12 protein-coding genes are annotated in these 16,927 nt (G+C 70.2%); 7 read left to right on the forward strand and 5 right to left on the reverse strand.

The features are described from left to right. The first annotated feature begins 317 nt into the window (after positions 1-317). The 4 genes from AB0M88_RS01230 (at position 318) to AB0M88_RS01245 (ending at position 7,201) form a co-directional block, all read left to right on the forward strand. The gene (locus AB0M88_RS01230; protein WP_364093629.1) at positions 318-1,706 is read left to right on the forward strand and encodes a chaplin family protein; all 1,389 of its coding nucleotides are present in this window, start codon (positions 318-320) and stop codon (positions 1,704-1,706) included. 229 nt (positions 1,707-1,935) lie between these two features. Then, a complete protein-coding gene (locus AB0M88_RS01235; RefSeq protein ID WP_364093632.1) occupies positions 1,936-3,465 on the forward strand; it encodes an acyl-CoA carboxylase subunit beta in 1,530 nt (509 codons plus the stop codon). Between the two features lie 24 nt (positions 3,466-3,489). Beyond that, entirely contained in the window at positions 3,490-4,647 is a 1,158-nt protein-coding gene (locus AB0M88_RS01240) for an acyl-CoA dehydrogenase family protein (protein WP_364093634.1), read from the forward strand. 94 nt (positions 4,648-4,741) lie between these two features. Continuing rightward, positions 4,742-7,201, forward strand: coding sequence for a tetratricopeptide repeat protein (locus AB0M88_RS01245; protein WP_364093637.1), 2,460 nt, complete (start codon positions 4,742-4,744; stop codon positions 7,199-7,201). Between the two features lie 290 nt (positions 7,202-7,491). Here AB0M88_RS01245 and AB0M88_RS01250 read toward each other — a convergent pair whose 3' ends face one another. After that, positions 7,492-7,983, reverse strand: a complete 492-nt coding sequence (locus tag AB0M88_RS01250; RefSeq protein ID WP_364093640.1) for a MarR family transcriptional regulator — start codon at positions 7,981-7,983, stop codon at positions 7,492-7,494. A 111-nt stretch (positions 7,984-8,094) separates the two neighbouring features. On the opposite strand from AB0M88_RS01250, the gene AB0M88_RS01255 reads away from it, so the two are divergent. Together AB0M88_RS01255 and AB0M88_RS01260 are read left to right on the forward strand one after the other, a co-directional pair. Then, positions 8,095-8,673 carry a YceI family protein gene (locus AB0M88_RS01255; protein WP_364093643.1) on the forward strand — a complete coding sequence of 193 codons (579 nt, stop codon included), beginning with the start codon at positions 8,095-8,097 and terminating at the stop codon, positions 8,671-8,673. A gap of 187 nt (positions 8,674-8,860) precedes the next feature. Then, complete coding sequence (locus tag AB0M88_RS01260; RefSeq protein WP_364093646.1) at positions 8,861-10,336, forward strand: glutamate--cysteine ligase; 1,476 nt, start codon at positions 8,861-8,863, stop codon at positions 10,334-10,336. Positions 10,337-10,398: 62 nt separating this feature from the next. On the opposite strand, the gene AB0M88_RS01265 is transcribed toward AB0M88_RS01260, so the two are convergent. From AB0M88_RS01265 to AB0M88_RS01275, 3 genes are all read right to left on the reverse strand, one after another. Next, the gene (locus AB0M88_RS01265; protein WP_364093649.1) at positions 10,399-11,595 is read right to left on the reverse strand and encodes a hypothetical protein; all 1,197 of its coding nucleotides are present in this window, start codon (positions 11,593-11,595) and stop codon (positions 10,399-10,401) included. 94 nt (positions 11,596-11,689) lie between these two features. Continuing rightward, positions 11,690-12,637: a helix-turn-helix domain-containing protein gene (locus AB0M88_RS01270; RefSeq protein ID WP_364093650.1), complete on the reverse strand. Its 948-nt coding sequence runs from the start codon at positions 12,635-12,637 to the stop codon at positions 11,690-11,692. Between the two features lie 37 nt (positions 12,638-12,674). Beyond that, the gene (locus tag AB0M88_RS01275) at positions 12,675-15,206 is read right to left on the reverse strand and encodes a hypothetical protein (RefSeq protein ID WP_364093653.1); all 2,532 of its coding nucleotides are present in this window, start codon (positions 15,204-15,206) and stop codon (positions 12,675-12,677) included. Positions 15,207-15,672: 466 nt separating this feature from the next. Between AB0M88_RS01275 and AB0M88_RS01280 the strand changes: the two genes are divergently transcribed. After that, complete coding sequence (locus AB0M88_RS01280; protein ID WP_364093656.1) at positions 15,673-16,308, forward strand: PASTA domain-containing protein; 636 nt, start codon at positions 15,673-15,675, stop codon at positions 16,306-16,308. Between the two features lie 32 nt (positions 16,309-16,340). Here the strand turns inward: AB0M88_RS01280 and AB0M88_RS01285 are convergent, their stop codons facing one another. Then, positions 16,341-16,637: a hypothetical protein gene (locus AB0M88_RS01285; RefSeq protein ID WP_364093659.1), complete on the reverse strand. Its 297-nt coding sequence runs from the start codon at positions 16,635-16,637 to the stop codon at positions 16,341-16,343. Between the last annotated feature and the right edge of the window lie 290 nt (positions 16,638-16,927).

The raw sequence follows: 16,927 nt of genomic DNA on the forward strand, positions 1-16,927 counted from the left end.
CTCTCACCATGACGAGGGCCTGAACTCGGCCCGATGTCAGGTTGAGAAGGTTCGCTGTGACAAGCGTTTGACGCCGGCCCAGGCGTCCGCAGACCGATTCCCTGACCGCTCGCGAACGAGCGGCGAGTCGGCACGCGCCAAAACCGTCACAACACCCGTACCGAAGGCGCCGAATGGGCGCACGTCGACAAGCGGGGTCAGGGCAGGAGAAATCGCGCCAGGGCACCGCTGCGCCCGAAATGCAGTTCCGGAACGCCATTCCAACTGAATATGTACGCCCCCAATTCGAAGTACATTTCTGAAAGGCACTTCTTCTTATGAAGACTTGGGTTCGCAAGACTCTGAGCGTCGGTGTCCTGGCCGCCGGCGCCCTGCTGTTCGCCCCGGGCGCCGCGCACGCCGACGCCCACCAGAGCAACGGTGACAACAACGGCATCCTCAACGGGACCCAGCTGGTCACCGGGGTGCAGGTGCCGGTGAACATCGTCGGCAACTCGGTCGGCATCCTGGGCGAGGCCAACTCCTTCGGCACCGGGATCAACCGGGTCGAGGGCACGCACGTCGGCCAGTTCAACGGCGACAACAACGGGATCGCCAACGGCACCCAGGCGTACCTGCCGATCAGCGTGCCGCTGAACATCGCCGGCAACTCGGTCGCGGTGGCCGGCGAGGCCAACTCGGCCGCGGCCGCGGCGAACGACGTCCACAGCCGGCGGGCCGAGAGCGGCCACACCACCGAGGGCGGGTGGGGCGGCAACGGCGGCGGCCAGTTCAACGGCGACAACAACGGGATCCTCAACGGCACCCAGATCTACGCGCCGATCAGCGTTCCGATCAACGCCTGTGGCAACTCGATCGCCCTGCTCGGCGGCGCGTACTCGCAGGCCCTCTGTGGCAACGACGTCTTCGGCGGCACCCGCGTGCACCGGTTCCACCGGGAGAGCGGCAAGGTCACCGAGAGCGCCTGGCAGAGCAACGGCGACAACAACGGGATCCTCAACGGGACCCAGCTGTACGCGCCGATCAGCCTCCCGGTCAACCTGTCCGGCAACTCGATCGCGGCTCTCGGCTCGGCCAACTCGCACGCCGTCTCCGGCAACCGGATCGAGTCGGCGCAGGGTGGCTGGGGCAACCAGAGCAACGGCGACAACAACGGCATCCTGAACGGCACCCAGATCGCGGCGCCGATCAGCATCCCGATCAACGCCTGCGGCAACTCGCTCGGCATCCTCGGCGGGGCCAGCTCGGCCGCGGCCTGCGGTAACGACGTCTTCGGCGGCGACGACGTGTGGATCGACGGCAACGGTCGCCGCCACCACGGCGGTCACGACGGTCACGACGGTCACGGTGTCCTCGGTGGCGACAATGGCCACAAGGGCGGTCACAAGGGCCAGAACGACGGCGACAACGGCAACCAGGGCGACGACAACGGCCAGTACGCGGGCGACAACGGCACCAAGCCGGCGAACAGCGGCTACGGCAACGGCACCGAGCCCGCCACCAGCGGCTACGGCAACGGCACCGAGCCGGCGACCGCGGGATACCAGGGCAACAAGGACGACAACGGCAAGTACGGCGACAAGGACACCCGTGGCAAGTCCAAGTCGACCGAGGCGTCGCCGGTCGCGAGCCTGACCGACACCGTCGGCGGGATGAGCGACAGCTCGGGCCTCGGTGGCCTGGGCCTCCTGAACACGCTGCGCTGAACGGGGCGATAGCGGAAACCCGGGTTGCGCCGGTCCCGGGCGCGACTCGAGCCGACGTCACGCGACGTCGGGTACCACCCGGTGCCCCTCCACGGCATCGGTAGCAGTGAAAACGGACGGGAGTCTCCGCAACCGGCGGGGGCTCCCGCCCGTCGTTGCCCCGGTCTTCCCGGATGGGATACCCTAACGATCGTTAAGTAGGAACGATCGTTCAGGTTCGGGAGGTCGTGTGACGATCGACGACGATTCGCTCGCCCAGACACGCAAGCGCGTGATGGCGGGCGGCGCCGAGCGCTACCACGCCGCCAACGCGGCCAAGGGCAAGCTCTTCGCCCGCGAGCGGATCGCCTTGCTGGTCGACGACGGTTCGTTCGTCGAGGACGGGCTCTATGCCAACAGCCTGGCCGACGGGCTGCCCGCCGACGGCGTGATCACCGGAATCGCCCGGATCGACGGCCGCGACGTCTGCGTGATGGCGAACGACTCGACGGTCAAGGCGGGCTCGTGGGGCGCGCGTACGGTCGAAAAGATCATCCGAATCATCGAGCGCGCCTATCAGACCTCGGTTCCCATGGTCTACCTCGTCGACTCGGCCGGAGCCCGCATCACCGACCAGGTCGACCTGTTCCCGGGCCGTCGCGGGGCCGGCAAGATCTTCCACACCCAGGTTCGCGCCTCCGGCGCGATTCCGCAGGTCTGTGCCCTGTTCGGTCCGTCGGCCGCCGGCGGAGCCTACATTCCGGCCTTCTGCGACGTGGTCGCCATGGTCGAGGGCAACGCCAGCATGTACCTCGGATCCGACCGGATGGTAGAGATGGTCACCGGGGAGAAGACGACGCTCGAGGCGATGGGCGGCGCCCGCGTGCACACCGCCGAGTCGGGTGTCGGCCACTTCCTCTGCAAGACCGAGCAGGAAGCGCTCGACGTCGTCCGCTCCTACCTCTCCTACCTGCCGTCCAACTGGCAGCAGCAGCCGCCGTCGGCCGAGGCCGGTCAACCGGGCAAAATGGACATTGCCGCTCTGGTGCCGGCCAGCGAGCGCCAGGCCTTCGACATGCGGCGCTACATCAAGGGCATCGTCGACGAGGGCTCGTTCTTCGAGATCCAGGCGCTCTGGGCCCGGGAGCTCACGATCGGTTTCGCCCGGCTCGACGGCGAGGTCATCGGGGTGGTCGGCAACAACTCGATGTTCAAGGGCGGCGTGCTCTTCGTCGACTCGGCCGACAAGGCGAGCCGGTTCGTGCAGCTCTGCGACGCGTTCAACGTGCCGCTGCTGTTCCTCTCCGACGTGCCCGGCTTCATGGTCGGCTCGGCGGTCGAGAAGCAGGGCATCATCCGCCACGGCGCCAAGATGATCACCGCGATCTCCGAGGCGACGGTTCCCAAGATCTGCGTGATCGTGCGCAAGGCCTACGGCGCCGGCCTGTACGCGATGGCCGGCCCCGGCTTCGACCCGGACGCCACGATCGCGCTGCCCACCGCCAAGATCGCGGTGATGGGCGCGGAGGCAGCGGTCAACGCGGTCTACGCCAACAAGATCGCGGCCCTCGGTTCCGACGAGGAGCGGGCCCAGTTCGTTGCCGAGCGCCGAGCCGAATACGAGCGCGACATCGACATCATGCGCCTGGCCAGCGAACTCGTCGTCGACACGGTCGTCGAGCCGGCCGACCTGCGCGACGAGCTCATCCGCCGCTACGCCGCCGCGCGCGGCAAGGACCGTAGCTTCTCCCGGCGCCGCCACGGCGTCACGCCCGTCTGATCCTCTCCGCCCCAAGGAGCAGTCATGGTCGACTTCCGCCTCACCGAGGAACAGGAAGCCCTGCGCGAGTCCGTGCGTGAGTTCGCCCAGGAACAGGTCGCGCCGGTGATCGCCGACTTCTACGAGAAGAAGGCCTTCCCCTACGACCTGGTCCGCCAGATGGGCAAGATGGGCCTGTTCGGCCTGCCGTTCCCGGAGGAGCACGGCGGCATGGGCGGCGACTACTTCGCGCTCTGCATCGCCCTGGAGGAAGTGGCCCGGGTCGACAGTTCGCTGGCCGTCACCCTCGAGGCGGGGGTCTCGCTCGGCGCGATGCCGATCCACCGCTTCGGCACCGCCGAGCAGAAGGCCCGCTGGCTGCCCCGCCTGATCGCCGGCGAGGCGCTGGCCGGGTTCGGCCTGACCGAGCCGGGTTCGGGCTCCGACGCCGCGGCGATCGCCACCCGCGCGGTCCTCGACGAGTCGACCAACGAGTGGGTGATCAACGGCAGTAAGGCGTTCATCACCAACTCGGGCACCGACATCACGTGCCTGGTCAACGTCATGGCGGCGACCGGCACCAACCCGAACGGCAGCAAGGAACTCTCCACGATCATCGTCCCGACGGGCACTCCCGGGTTCACCGTCGCGCCGGGCTACTCGAAGGTCGGCTGGTGCGCGTCGGACACCCACGAGCTGTCCTTCGACGACGTACGCGTACCGGCGGAAAATCTGCTCGGCCAGCGCGGCCGCGGCTTCGCCCAGTTCCTCCGCACCCTCGACGAGGGCCGGATCGCGATCGCCGCCCTCTCGGTCGGTCTGGCCCAGGGCTGCGTCGACGAGTCGGTCAAATACGCGGGCCAGCGCCAGGCCTTCGGGCGCACGATCGGCAACTACCAGGCTGTCCAGTTCCTGATCGCCGACATGGAGCTGCGGGCGCATACTGCCCGGCTGGGCTACTACGACGCGGCGGCCCGCATGCTGGCCGGTGACGACTTCAAGCGGTACGCCGCGATCGCCAAGCTGAACGCCAGCAACGCGGCCATGGAGAACAGTCGATATGCCACTCAGGTGCACGGTGGCTACGGCTTCATGAACGAGTCGGCGGTGGGCCGGTTCTACCGCGACGCCAAGATCCTGGAAATCGGCGAGGGCACCTCCGAGGTGCAGCGCATGCTGATCGCCCGCGGACTCGGACTGTAACTTTCCGGCTTTTTCGGGCAGGGAATGCGTCCGCTTCCCGACAACGACGGGTCCTGGCTCGCCGCGTATAGACAGCGGTGCCTAGGTTCGAATCATGGCAGCGGACGAGGGGGCGGACCAGGGCGGTTCCGGCTTCGCCGTCGTGTTGCGCCGGCACCGGTTACGGGCCGGTCTGACCCAGGAGGAGCTGGCCGTCCGGGCCGCGATCGGCGTCCGGACGGTCCGTGATCTCGAGCGTGGCCGGGCGTCCCGGCCGCAGCGCACGACGGTGGAGTTGCTGTCGGCCGCCCTGGGCCTGGCCGCCGCCGACCGGGAGGCCTTCCTGGCCGCCGCGCGCGGGCAGGCCCCCGACGAGGCGCTGCCGCCGACCGCCTTCCTGCGCATGCCACCGCCACCCGCCTTCGAGCTGGTCGGCCGCGACGAAGATCTCGACGAGCTGGCCGGCCGTCTCTCGGCGACCGACGGGCCGCGCGGCGTGACCCTGGTCGGCATCGCGGGCGTCGGCAAGACCAGCCTCGGCTTCGTGGTCGCCCACCGGGTCGCCGGTTTCTATCCGGGTGGCGTCGCCGGCATCGTGGTCACCGACAACGCCTCGGCCGGCGAGCTCGCGGCCAGCGTCGCGGCCGGTTTCGGCGTCGGCCGCCCGGAAGACCTGACGCCCCGGTTCGGCGGCCGGCCGGCACTGGTCTTCGTCGACGCCGTCGAGCGGGCGCCCGAGGCCGCGGCCGAGATGCTCGCTCAGCTCCTGGGGCGCATCCCGACGCTGCGCTTCCTGGCCACCGGTCGGCACCCGGTGGGCCTGCCGAGCGAACGGGTCTGGCCGCTGGCGCCGCTGCTCACGCCGCCGACCGAGTCGGAAACCACGCTCGCGGAGATCTCGGCGTACCCGGCCGTTGGTTTGTTCCTGGAACGTCTCAGCCGGGTGCGCCGCACGCCGCTGGAACCCGAGGAGATCGCGCCGCTGGCCACCCTGGTGCGCCGGCTCGGCGGCCTGCCGCTGGCGATCGAGCTGGCCGCGGCGCGCAGCCGCGTGCTGACCGTGCCCGAGATCCTCGACCGGTACGGCGACCGCGTCCTCGACCTCTCCCGCCCCGGCGGCGCCGGCCCCGAGACGGTGGTCTCGCTGCGCGACGCCGTGGCGGCCAGCTATCGCCTGCTCAACGCCGGTGAGCAGCACGCGCTGCGGCGGCTGTCGATGTTCCGCTACCGCTGGTCGCTGGCGCTCGCCGAGCAGATCACCGCGGGCACCCAGACCGACGGCTCCGACGTCGTGCACCTGCTCGACCGGCTGCTCGAACTCGGTCTGCTCAGCGTCCGCGGCAGCCGGACGTTCCGGTTCCGCCTGCTCGACGTGGTGCGCGACTACGGCGCCGAGCGGGCGGCGGCCGAGGGCGAGCTGCTCGACGGCCGGCGCCGGCACGCCGAACTGCTCGCCGAGCTCACCCAGGACATCGCGCCCGACCTGGTCGGCAACCGGCTGTTCGACGCCGCGAGCCGGCTCGACGACGTCGCCGGCGATCTGGGGGCCGCGCTCGCCTTCGCCGCCCGCGAGGAGCCCGAGGTCGCGCTGCGCATCGCGGCGTCGCTGCCGCGCTGGTGGCGGTTCCGGGGCCGCGACGTCAGTGGCCGGCAGTGGCTGCGGCGGCTGCTCGACGACCCGCGCACCGCCGACGCCGACCCGGCGGTCCGCGCGTGGGCCAAGGTCGGGCTGGCGCAGCTGGCGCTGGAGCACGGCGCCGGGGCCGAGGAGATCGAGTCGGTCGAGTCGGCGGTGGCCGAGTTCGAGCACCTCGGCCTGGCGGCCGGGCAGTCGACCGCACACACGATGCTGGCCGCCCTGTGGATGACGACCGGCGGCTACAGCGCGTCCCGCCGGCACGGCGAGGCGGCCCTCGCGCTGGCGCAGCGCAGCGGCAAGGTCCGCGACATGGCGGTGGCCGAGAACAACCTGATCTGGCACGAGATCCGCGAGGGCGACCTGGCCGCGGCCCGGCGCCGGCTGGCCGCGGTCGACCAGCTGGCGAGCGACGGCGGCGACGATCGGCTGCGCGCGGTCGCGCTGGCCAACCTGGCCGAGGTGGCGCGGCTTCAGGGCCGGCCCGACGAGGCGCAGCGGCTGGGCCGGCGGGCGATGATCGAGCTGGAGCGGATCGGCGATCCCAACCACCGGCGGCGGCTGCTGGCGACGATCGGGCTGGCGCTGGCCGAGGCGGGTCACTCGAGCGAGGCCGAGGAGGTGTTGACCCGGTTGCGGGTGTCGGACGACATCACGCCGGACGGCCCGGCCGCGGTGGTCGAGGCCGCGATCGCGCTGCGACGCGGCGATCAGAAACTCGCGGCCGAGTTCTTCGGTCGCGCCGCCGATGCGTACGAGGGGGCCCACGACCCTCGCGACGTCGTGGAGGCCCTGGTCGGACTGATCGTCAGCACGCCCGACGCGGAGGAACGTGCCGCGGGCATCCGCCGGCTGGCCGAGCTCCTGCGTTCGAACGGCATCACGCTGGTCGCCCGGGAACTCGATCGCCTGGGACCGGAAGTCGTCGCCCAGCTGTAGAAAGTCGCCCAGCGGTAGAGGTTTGCGCAGGGGGAGCGGCCCACCGGCGTGGCGCGGACGGCCGGCAAAGCGTGCCCCCCACGCGCCGGCCATCACAACGCCCCACCAGTAACGCGGCGAGAACGATAGCTCCCCCGTCAGCCCCGCGTCCGTCGCCTCGGTCGCGCCGCATCCCCCTTGCGCGGATCACAGTAGCCGCGGAAGCACGGCCTACCAGGGCAATATGTCCGTTTACCCGGCCGAGTCGCCCTGTTCTGCCGGTAGTTCTGCCGGTTGCCCGGTAAACCCCGTTACGCTGCGTCAGACTGCGATTCGTCGGTGCTACCGGCCGTCGCGCACGGGTTCACCGCATCGCGGATCGCGCGCATCGCGTCGAGAAGAACGTCGAGCTGTTCGGGGGTCAACTGACCGATGAACCACTGCTGCAGGAGCTCGAGGTGACCGGGCAGCACCTCGTCGAGACGCTGCCGGCCCTCGGTCGTGATCACCGCATAGGAACTGCGGCGGTCACTCGCACATGCCTCGCGGCGGACCAGGCCGTCGCGGTCCATCCGGTCGACCACCCGGGTCACGCCGCTGGTCGACAGCGAGGTCTGGCCGGCGAGGTCGGTCATGCGCAGGCGGCTGCCGGGCGAGCGGGCCAGACGCATCAGGACCTCGAACTCGACCTGGGACAGCCGGTGCTCTTCGAACTGCCCGGCGAAGCGGTTGGTCAGCCCGGTGAAAGCCTCCGCGAACAGGCCGAAGGCGGTGAAGCGAGGGTCGTCCAGTTCCGTACTCACGGGTGCGATCCTACCTCAACCACTTGACAAGCGGAATATTGCTTGGCATATAGTTGCTGTGTCACACAACAACTCCCCACCTGACCAAGCTCTTCGAGAGAAGGAAACGTCATGACCGAGTCCGCAGTCGGCACCCGCAAGTTCGATGGCCTCGACATCCCGGTTGCCGGCACTTACGTGCTCGATGCCGCGCACAAGAGGGTCGGCTTCGTGGCGCGCCACCTCGTGGTGGCCAAGGTGCGCGGGCAGTTCGCCGAGGCGACCGCCACCATCACGGTTGGCGAGGACCCGCTGCAGTCCTCCGTCACCGCGTCCATCAACACCCAGAGCATCGAGACCGGCCAGGTCGACCGCGACAACCACCTGCGCAGCGGCGACTTCTTCGAGTCGGAGAAGTACCCGACCATGGAGTTCCGCAGCACCGGCATCAAGTCGCACGCCGGCGCCGAGTTCGTGCTCGACGGCGAGCTGACGATCAAGGACGTGACCAAGCCGGTCGAGCTGACCGTCGAGTTCGACGGCGCCGCGGTCAACGGCTATGGCAAGTCGCTCTTCGCCTTCACCGCCACGACCGAGATCGACCGTGAGGACTGGGGTCTGACCTGGAACATGGCGCTCGAGAGCGGTGGCGTCATGGTTGGCAAGAAGGTCAAGATCGAGATCGAGGGCGAGGCCATCCGCCAGGACTGACCTTCCACAATCGAGCCGCCGTCCGGATATCGGACGGCGGCTCTTTCGTATCTAGCGCCGGTTCATCGTGAATGGCAAGGTAGACCGAGCGCGTATACGCGCTCACAGAGTGGTGATCAAACGTCCATTTTGTCCTAGTTATTGAACGCCCGGGCTGTTCAGAAGGTCAGTGGGCCTGGAGGGGTAAGTGGGCAAGGATCTTTTAACCGCTGTCTTCGCACCCGAGGATCGTGTCCAATACCGACAAAAGGTGCGGCGCTGCCTCGATGCCCTGGCGATCATGCTCGACCGGGAATCGTTCGAAACTGACAACGGCATGACCGGGCTCGAGATCGAACTCAATCTGATCGACGCCCAGGCGCAGCCGGTCATGCGCAACGCCGAAGTGCTCGCCGGCCTCGGCGATCCCACCTTCCAGGCCGAACTCGGACAGTTCAACCTCGAACTCAACACACGGCCGCGCCGGATTTCCGGCGACGGCTTCGGGGAGTACGAGCGGGACGTCCTCGACAGCCTCCGGCGCGCCGACTGTGCCGCCGCGAGCGAGGCCGGACTGGTGCTGATCGGCATGCTGCCCACGCTCGCCCCCGACCACCTGGTGCTCGCCAACCTGTCGGCCAACGCCCGCTACCGCCTGCTCAACGACGAGATGGTCGGCGCCCGCGGCGAGCAGTTCCACCTCGACATCAGAGGCGTCGAGCGCCTACAGAGTGCCAGCGACTCGATCGCGCCCGAGGCGGCCTGCACCAGCGTGCAGTTCCACCTGCAAGTGCCGCCGGACAGGTTCGCGCACTACTGGAACGCTTCCCAGGCGGTGGCCGGCATTCAGGTCGCGATCGGGGCCAACTCGCCCTACTTCCACGGGCGGCGGCTCTGGGCGGAGACCCGGATCGCGCTGTTCGAGCAGGCCACCGACACCCGGCCGGACGAGCTCAAGGCGCAGGGCGTACGCCCCCGGGTCTGGTTCGGCGAGCGCTGGATCACGTCGGTCTTCGACCTGTTCGAGGAAAATGTGCGCTACTTCCCGCCGCTGCTGCCGATCCTCGAGGAAGAAGATCCGGTGGCGGTGCTGGAGGCCGGCGGGGTGCCCCGGCTCGGCGAGCTGCGCCTGCACAACGGCACGGTCTACCGCTGGAACCGCCCGGTCTACGACGTGATGAACGGCCGTCCGCACCTGCGGGTCGAAAACCGGGTGATCCCGTCCGGCCCGACCGTCGTCGACCTGCTGGCCAACGCGGCGTTCTACTTCGGCCTGATCCGGCAACTCGCCGAGGAGGAACGCCCGATCTGGTCGCAGCTGACGTTCGCCGCGGCCGAGGACAACTTCCACGTCGGCGCGCGCCGCGGCATCGAGGCAACGGTCTTCTGGCCCGGCATCGGCGAAACCCCGGTGGTCGATCTGGTCAGATCGGTCCTGCTTCCCAAGGCGTACGCCGGGTTGGCGCGCTTCGGCGTCGACCAGGTCCATCGTGATCGTCTGCTCGGAGTCATCGAGGACCGCTGCCGGCTGGGCCGCAACGGGGCCAGCTGGCAGGCCGAGGCGGTGTGGGCGGCCGAGCACCGCCGAGGGCTGAACCGCACCGCGGCGCTGCAGGAGATGGTGCTTCGCTACCGGTCGCTCCAGCAGTCGAACGCGCCGGTCCACACCTGGCCGGCCATCTGAGGAAAAGAACCGGCCGGCGCTGCCGCCCCCCGGGGCATCGCCGGCCGGTCGCCCGGGAAGGATCAGGAAACGTCGGCCACCGTCATCGACGAGGCGTCCGGAGCAACGATCTTCGGGAGGGCCTTCTCGAACCGGGCGTCCAGAGTGCGGCTGGGCAGCACCCGCGTGGCCGGCAGCAGCGCGTTCACGGCGCCGAACTCGGCCGCCTTACGCCGCTGGTCGGGCGTCCCGTGGTGACTGACGTTGGTGAACTGGCAGTCACCCAGGTCGTAGAACATCTGCACGAAGTCCTGCACCCGCTTGATGCCGACGTGACCACCACGCAGGTGGGTCAGGTAGTAGGAGCCGAACGTGTCGGCCATCAGCTCGAGCCGGCGGCTCGCCTCGGGGCCGGTGAGCGTGGTCGCCGTGTCGAGCCCGTCCTGATATTGCACGTGGTGGCCGAACTCGTGGGACAGGATCGCGTCCGGGGCGATGTCGTCGAGGCCCAGCGTCTTCATGCCCTCGAGCACCCCGTCACCGACCAGGATCTTGTCGGTGACCGTGCCGACACCCGGCACCGGCTCACCCTTGGCCGAGAAGGCGAAGGCGTTGAAGGTGAAGAGCGGGAAGTCGCCGTGGTCGAACTTGTCCTGGTCGGCGATCTGCCGGAACGCGTCCGCGAGCTGAGCCGCGACGTCGTCGGTCAGGGTCGGCAGCTCGGCCTTGAGGGCGCGAGCGACCCGGGTGGTGTCGAGCAGCGTGCTGCCGTGCACCGGAACGAGCTCGATGCCGGACGACTTGATGTCCCAGAAACCCTTCAACCCGGCGAAGCGGCGCTGCAGGCGCGTCGTGTATTCGCCGTCCAGTCCGAAGTGGCGGCTGGCCGCCGGCTCGGGGAAGAGCAGGGCGTCGTAGTCGACCGGGTCGTAGATCAGGATCACCGCGAGGTTGAGCAGGTCGTCCTGGGTCAGCCCGGCGGTCAGGCTCTGCACGTACGCGGTGGCCGGGGTATCGCCGCACTTGTAGTCGGCGGGGTCGATGACCGCGTCGATGACGTCCTGGGCCGTGCTGTCCTCGGTCAGGCCGAGCCGGTCACCCAGCGCCGCGACCTCGCTCCGGGCATCGGCCGGCAGCAGCGCGTTGATCTTTTCGTAGAGGGCCCGCGACTGGGTCTGGGTGAGGTTGCCGCCGGCGTCAGCCTGAGCCGGCGCCGAGATAAGACTCAGCGACAGGACCGAGGCGGCCGCGGCGACACCCAGCGTGAAGAGTCTGCGCACGGGTGCTCCTTTCGAGCTCGTCGATATCGACCAGTATCGACAGGCTCGAAGGCGATGCGTACGCGCGCCGGATGTCCGAAACCGGCATGTCGAGTTAAAGCCACCCGTGCCGGCTCGCCTGCACCCCGAGCTGGAACCTCGTCTGCACCCCGGCCATCTCCTGCAGGCGGCTGATCCGGCGCGCCACCGTACGCTCGCTGACCCCCAGCTCCCGCGCGATCGACTCGTCGGTCAAGCCGGCGCTCAGATAGCCGAGCAGCCGCCGGGTCTCCGGATCGGGGCCGGCGTCGGACTCGCCGGTGATCGGCACCGCCATCTTCCAGAACACCTCGAAGACCCCGACCAGCCCGGCCAGCAACGGCGAGTCGTGAACGACCAGGGCGGCCACCCGATGATGCCCGGCCACCGAGGCGCGCGCGGCCACCAGCGCCCAGCGGTCGTCGACGATCGCCAGGTTCATCGGCACGTCAGGCACCACCCGGGCCTGCTCACCGGCGTCGGCGCAGAGCTCGACCATGCGGCGGGCCTCCGGGTCGTGCAGCACGCTGGTGCCGTAGATGACCTGGTAGCGCACGCCCCGCGCGAGCGCCTCGAAGAGCCCGCCGACGATCGTGTGATGGTTGGAAGCCAGGTTGCCGACGGTCATGGCCCGCACCTGCTCACGGGAGTCGACCTGCACGCGGTCGAGCACCGCGCGGGCGGCCTCCGGCGAGGGAAGCAGCTCAAGGTAGGTGTTCTGCCCGGCGCCGCGCGCCCAGAGCTGACTCAGCCCACCCGCGATCTCCCGGGCCAGGGCGGCCTCGCGCGCCCGTTGCTGGGCCAGCTCCTCCAAGGCCAGGTGCGGCGGAACCGGCAGAACCCGGTCGGCCCGCGGCTCGACCAGCCCGAGGCGGCGCAGGTCGGCGAGGAGCGGCTCGAGTTCGCCCAGCTCACGCCCGACCCGGCCGGCCAACTCGGCCGGCGAGGCGGCGCCGTGCTCGACCAGGTCGGCGTAGGCGCGCATCGCCGCATCCGAGATTCCCAGCGCGGCCAACGGATGCATGCTGCCGTTCTACCAGCGTTTCATCGAACGACGCGGGTCAATCGACGTCGGGCCGGGGATTGATCCGCGCGACGGTCGGACTGGCCGGAGGCGGCGTGACTGTCGATTGTGGGGTTTTGTCGCTTTCCGGGGCCTTGGGGGCGGCCTTCTTGGCCCGGCCACGGGGGCGGGCCGCGGCCGCGAGCTCGGGGTCGGCGCCCGCGGAGCTCGACCGGCTGCTGTTCGAGGCCGGCTTCGAACGGTCGTCGGCCCCTCCCGCCGCCGCAGCCGCCGTCCTTCCGGCCGATGCACCCGATGCGCCCGGGTTGGCCGTCGACGGCCGCGGGCTGGGTGGATTGGCGCGCCCCGGATTGGCCGGCGACGGCCTTGAGCCGGACGGGTTGACCGGCGACGGTTGAGCGCCGGACGGGTTGACCGGCGACGGCTTGCCGGTCGCTGGATTGACCGGCGACGGCTTAGCGCTAGCCGGGTTGAGTGGCGATGGTTGAGCGCCGGGCGGGTTGACCGGCGAGGGCTTGCCGGTCGCCGGGTTGAGTGGCGACGGCTTGGCGCTCGGGGGGTTGACCGGCGACGGCCTAGCGGTCGAAGGGGTGACCGGCGACGGGTTGGCGTTCGCTGGGTTGACCGGTGAGGGGGCCGAGGGTGGGGCATTGGTGGGCGACGGGCTGCCGGCCGGCGGGCCGGGGCGTGACGGATTGCCGGCTCGGGAGGCGGCGGACGGCTTCGGAGCCGCCGCGGGTGAAGACGAAGGGCTGCCGGCCGGTGTCGCAGAATCGGTCGGCCGCGACGCCGAGCGGGCTGCGGCCGACGTCTGGCTGGGGACATTTCGCCCGGCGGGGTCATTGCCGGATTGCCTGGTGAGGTCGTCCGCAGAGGCATCCGAGGCGGTGTCGGCGGTCGGCTGAGCCGGGGCCCTCCGGCCGAAGAGGAACCGGGAAAATTTGCTCTTCTGCTTGGCCGGTTCGGGCGGAAACGTCGCCGGGTCGGCAGCCGGAACCGTCGCCACGCCGGTCGCCCCCAGGCCCGCCTCGTCCGAGCCGGTCCGGCCGGCCTGCGGCGTGCCGGTCGAGCTGGCCTGCGGCGCGCCAGACGGGTTGGCCTGGGGAGTGCCGGTCGGGCTGGCCTGCGGCGCGCCGGTCCGGCCGGCCTGGGGTGTGCCGGTGGGGCGGTCCTTCGAGCCAGACTCGTCTGCGGCGCTTTGTTGGAATTTGTCCGAAGTGGTCGGCCGTGAGCCCTTGGAGCGACCCAGACGGAAGCCCTTCCGGCCGCTGAGGCGCGGTTCGTCCGAGTCGGTTTGGTCGGGCTCCTCCGAGGGCTCCCTCGCGCTGGTCGGACGAGGTTCGTCCGAGTCGGTTCGGGGCCACTCGCCTGAGGCGACCGGGCGGGGCTCGCGCGCGCTGCCTGAGACGGTGCCTTTCCGGGCGGCCGGGGCGGGGCTGTTCGGATCGGACTGGTCGGGCTTGTCCGTGGTGACCGCGTCGGGGTCGTTTGCGCTGGTTGAGGCGACGCCCCTGCTCCTGGTCGGGCGAGGTTTGCCTGGCTCCTTCGTGCTGGGCGCGCGGCCTGTCCTGCTGGGGTTGTCGAGGTCGTCCGAAGTGGGGGCTGGGGACTTCGAGCGGGTCAGGCGGAAGCCCTTGCGGCCGGTGGGGCGGGGGGCGGCGGGGAGGGCCGGGATCAGGCGGGTGTGGAGGGACTGGGCCAGGGAGACGGTGATGGCTGAGCCGGCCAGGCCGGCGACCACGGCGTACGGGGCGATCAGGTAGGCCGACTCAAGGGGGCCCAGGGCGCCGGTCAGTTGGGGCGCCAGGAGGAAGAAGGCGGCCGCCACCAGCAGCGGGCCGACCGCGCCCGAGGTGGCGGCGCCCAGACCGAAGTGGCCGCGGCGGGCGGCCGGGGTGACCGAGATGATGCCGATGATGAAGGCGGCGGCCAGGGTGAGCACGGCGCTCGGCCAGAAGATGGTGCCGTAGAGGTGGCCGGTGCCGCCGGTGAACTGCCAGCTTGTCAGATAGGTGGCCGAGGGGCGGTGGATGGTCAGCTCGACCACGACCGCGCTGATCGCCAGGGCCCACAGCCAGAGGCCGGTGGTGATGAGGTTGGCGGCCACCGGGCGGGAGACCACGGCCCAGTAGGCCACCACCAGGCCCAGAAGCACGCCGACGATCGCATAACCGGCGGCGATGACCTGGGGGGAGAAGGTGTCACCGCGTACGGCCGAACGGGCGGGAAGCGCGATCAGCGCGACCGCCACCAGGGCTCCGATCGCCGCCGCGGCGGCGAGAGTGAGCCGCCAGGGACCGCTCAGCCGGACCGCGCCGGCGGAACCCACCGGGCGCGGCTTCGGGCCGCCGCCGATCCGGCTCGCGATGACCGCGCCGAGGACGGTGGCGCTCGCGGTGATCCAGATGGCCCAGCCGAGGCTGCCCAGCCAGACGCTGTCGTCGGGGGTGTCGGTGAGTGGCCAGACCACCACGCCGAGGCCGTAGCCGAGGCCCAGTTGCGCGGCGCCGGTGCCCGCGGATGCGCCCGCCGCGGCGGCGACTCGTGCTGTCCAGCCCATATCGGCCATGCCGGGCACTGTAGCGGTCGGCGCCGATGCCTGCGAATCCATCACATGGGGCGCCACCGGCGCCTTTGTCCCGCGGGGGTGCCACTTCTCACTCAAGATTGGATACGTTGACCCGTGCGGGTGACGGTTGGGAGTGGCGATGTCCGACGAGCGTGACGAGACGCGGAGTTTCTCTCCGTTCGACGATGCCACGTGGGCCGAGGACGCCGGTCCGGGTCGCCGCCGGCCTCCGGACGACGCCACCCGATTTCAGTCGTCGGCCCGTGATGACCGGACGGGTCAGCAGCCACCGGCTCGGGATGACGACCGGACGCAGGTCGCGCCGCCGGCCCGAGGTGAGGACCAGACGCCGGATGATGGCCGGACGCGGGTTCAACCGGGTGTGCCGCCGGTTCAACCGGGTGTGCCGCCGGTTCAACCGGGTGTGCCGCCGGTTCAACCGGCTGTGCCGCCGGTTCAACCGGCTGTGCCGCCGGCGGATGCCACGGCGGTGATGCCGCCGGCCGAGGGCGGGGCGGCCTGGTCGGGGCGGGCCGAGGTGCGGGCCCCGCAGCCGGGGCGCACCGAATATCAGCAGGTCACGGACTGGCCGGCCGCGCCCGAGACGCCGCGCAACGACCGCTGGTGGATGCCGATCGTCGTCGGGATCATCGTGCTCGTGCTGCTGGCCGCGCTGGGCTGGGGCATCTATCTGATCGTGCAGAACTCGGGGAACGACAACTCCCCGGCACCCGCGGTCACCACCTCGGCCGCGGCGCCGACCACGGTGGCGACGACGGCCGAAACCACGGAGCCGACGACCGAGCCCACCACGACCACACCGACGACGGAGCCGACCACGACCGATCCGACGGACGACGCGGTCGCCATTCCGGCGTTGCGGGGTCTGTCGGTGGCGGACGCCAAGGCGGCGCTGAAGGGGGTCGGCATCACGTCGACCCGCGTGATCTATCGGTCGAGTGACGCGGAGCCGGACACCGTGATCGACAGTGATCCGGAGGAGGGGCAGGAGGTTCCACCGGACACCAGGGTCACGCTGCTCGTTTCGGAGCCGGGCACCGCGACGACGGCGACCGCTACCGACCCGGCGGACGGCAACTAGCGGTTCAGCGGTAGAAGATCAGCGGTCGGAGATCAGCGGTTGCTTCGCATGCGGGCCGCGACCGAACCCGAGCCGATGCCGGGCTGGCGACCGTTGCGGGCGCGCGGGTCGGGCGCCTTGCCGACCGCTCGCAGGCCGCCGACCTGCACGAAGATGGAGCGTCGCTCGACCGCGTCCCCAGATGCGTTCAACTCGTAGCCGTCGAGCCAGATCCATCCCTCGTAGGTCGGCCAGTCGTGGACCCGGATCACGCGGAAGAGCATCGGCGCCGCGAATTGGACGCTCGCCGCCTTCGTCACATGTATGACATCACCGGACCGAGGAAGCACGTCATCTCCTGCCCTGAAACTTGTCTCGGGGTGCACGTTGACACAGGTGGACCAGTGTGCCCGGGAGAAACACCATGGCAAACCTCCGACGATGCCAATATTCGTCGAAAGTCGCGGAACGTCACCATCGCCGATCTCCCGTCGCCGTAAGGTGGGTGTCCACCTCGGACGAACGGTTGCGTCGGCTCCCCGTTAACGGCAACATCCAGTGCCTGAGCCGGACTGCGGCCCCGTCACTCACAAGTGCATTAAGTGACGCGGGCCATACCGAAAGATTGCACCACGGTGGC

The organism is Actinoplanes sp. NPDC051411 (assembly GCF_040682075.1).
In the GTDB taxonomy this organism is placed as follows: domain Bacteria; phylum Actinomycetota; class Actinomycetes; order Mycobacteriales; family Micromonosporaceae; genus Actinoplanes.

Excerpts from the sequence above, each read along its gene's own strand:
- AB0M88_RS01255 (WP_364093643.1), top strand. The coding sequence starts at position 8,095 with ATGACCGAGTCCGCAGTCGGCACCCGCAAGTTCGATGGCCTCGACATC.
- AB0M88_RS01240 (WP_364093634.1), top strand. The coding sequence starts at position 3,490 with ATGGTCGACTTCCGCCTCACCGAGGAACAGGAAGCCCTGCGCGAGTCC.
- AB0M88_RS01275 (WP_364093653.1), bottom strand. The coding sequence starts at position 15,206 with ATGGCCGATATGGGCTGGACAGCACGAGTCGCCGCCGCGGCGGGCGCA.
- AB0M88_RS01245 (WP_364093637.1), top strand. The coding sequence starts at position 4,742 with ATGGCAGCGGACGAGGGGGCGGACCAGGGCGGTTCCGGCTTCGCCGTC.
- AB0M88_RS01230 (WP_364093629.1), top strand. The coding sequence starts at position 318 with ATGAAGACTTGGGTTCGCAAGACTCTGAGCGTCGGTGTCCTGGCCGCC.
- AB0M88_RS01270 (WP_364093650.1), bottom strand. The coding sequence starts at position 12,637 with ATGCATCCGTTGGCCGCGCTGGGAATCTCGGATGCGGCGATGCGCGCC.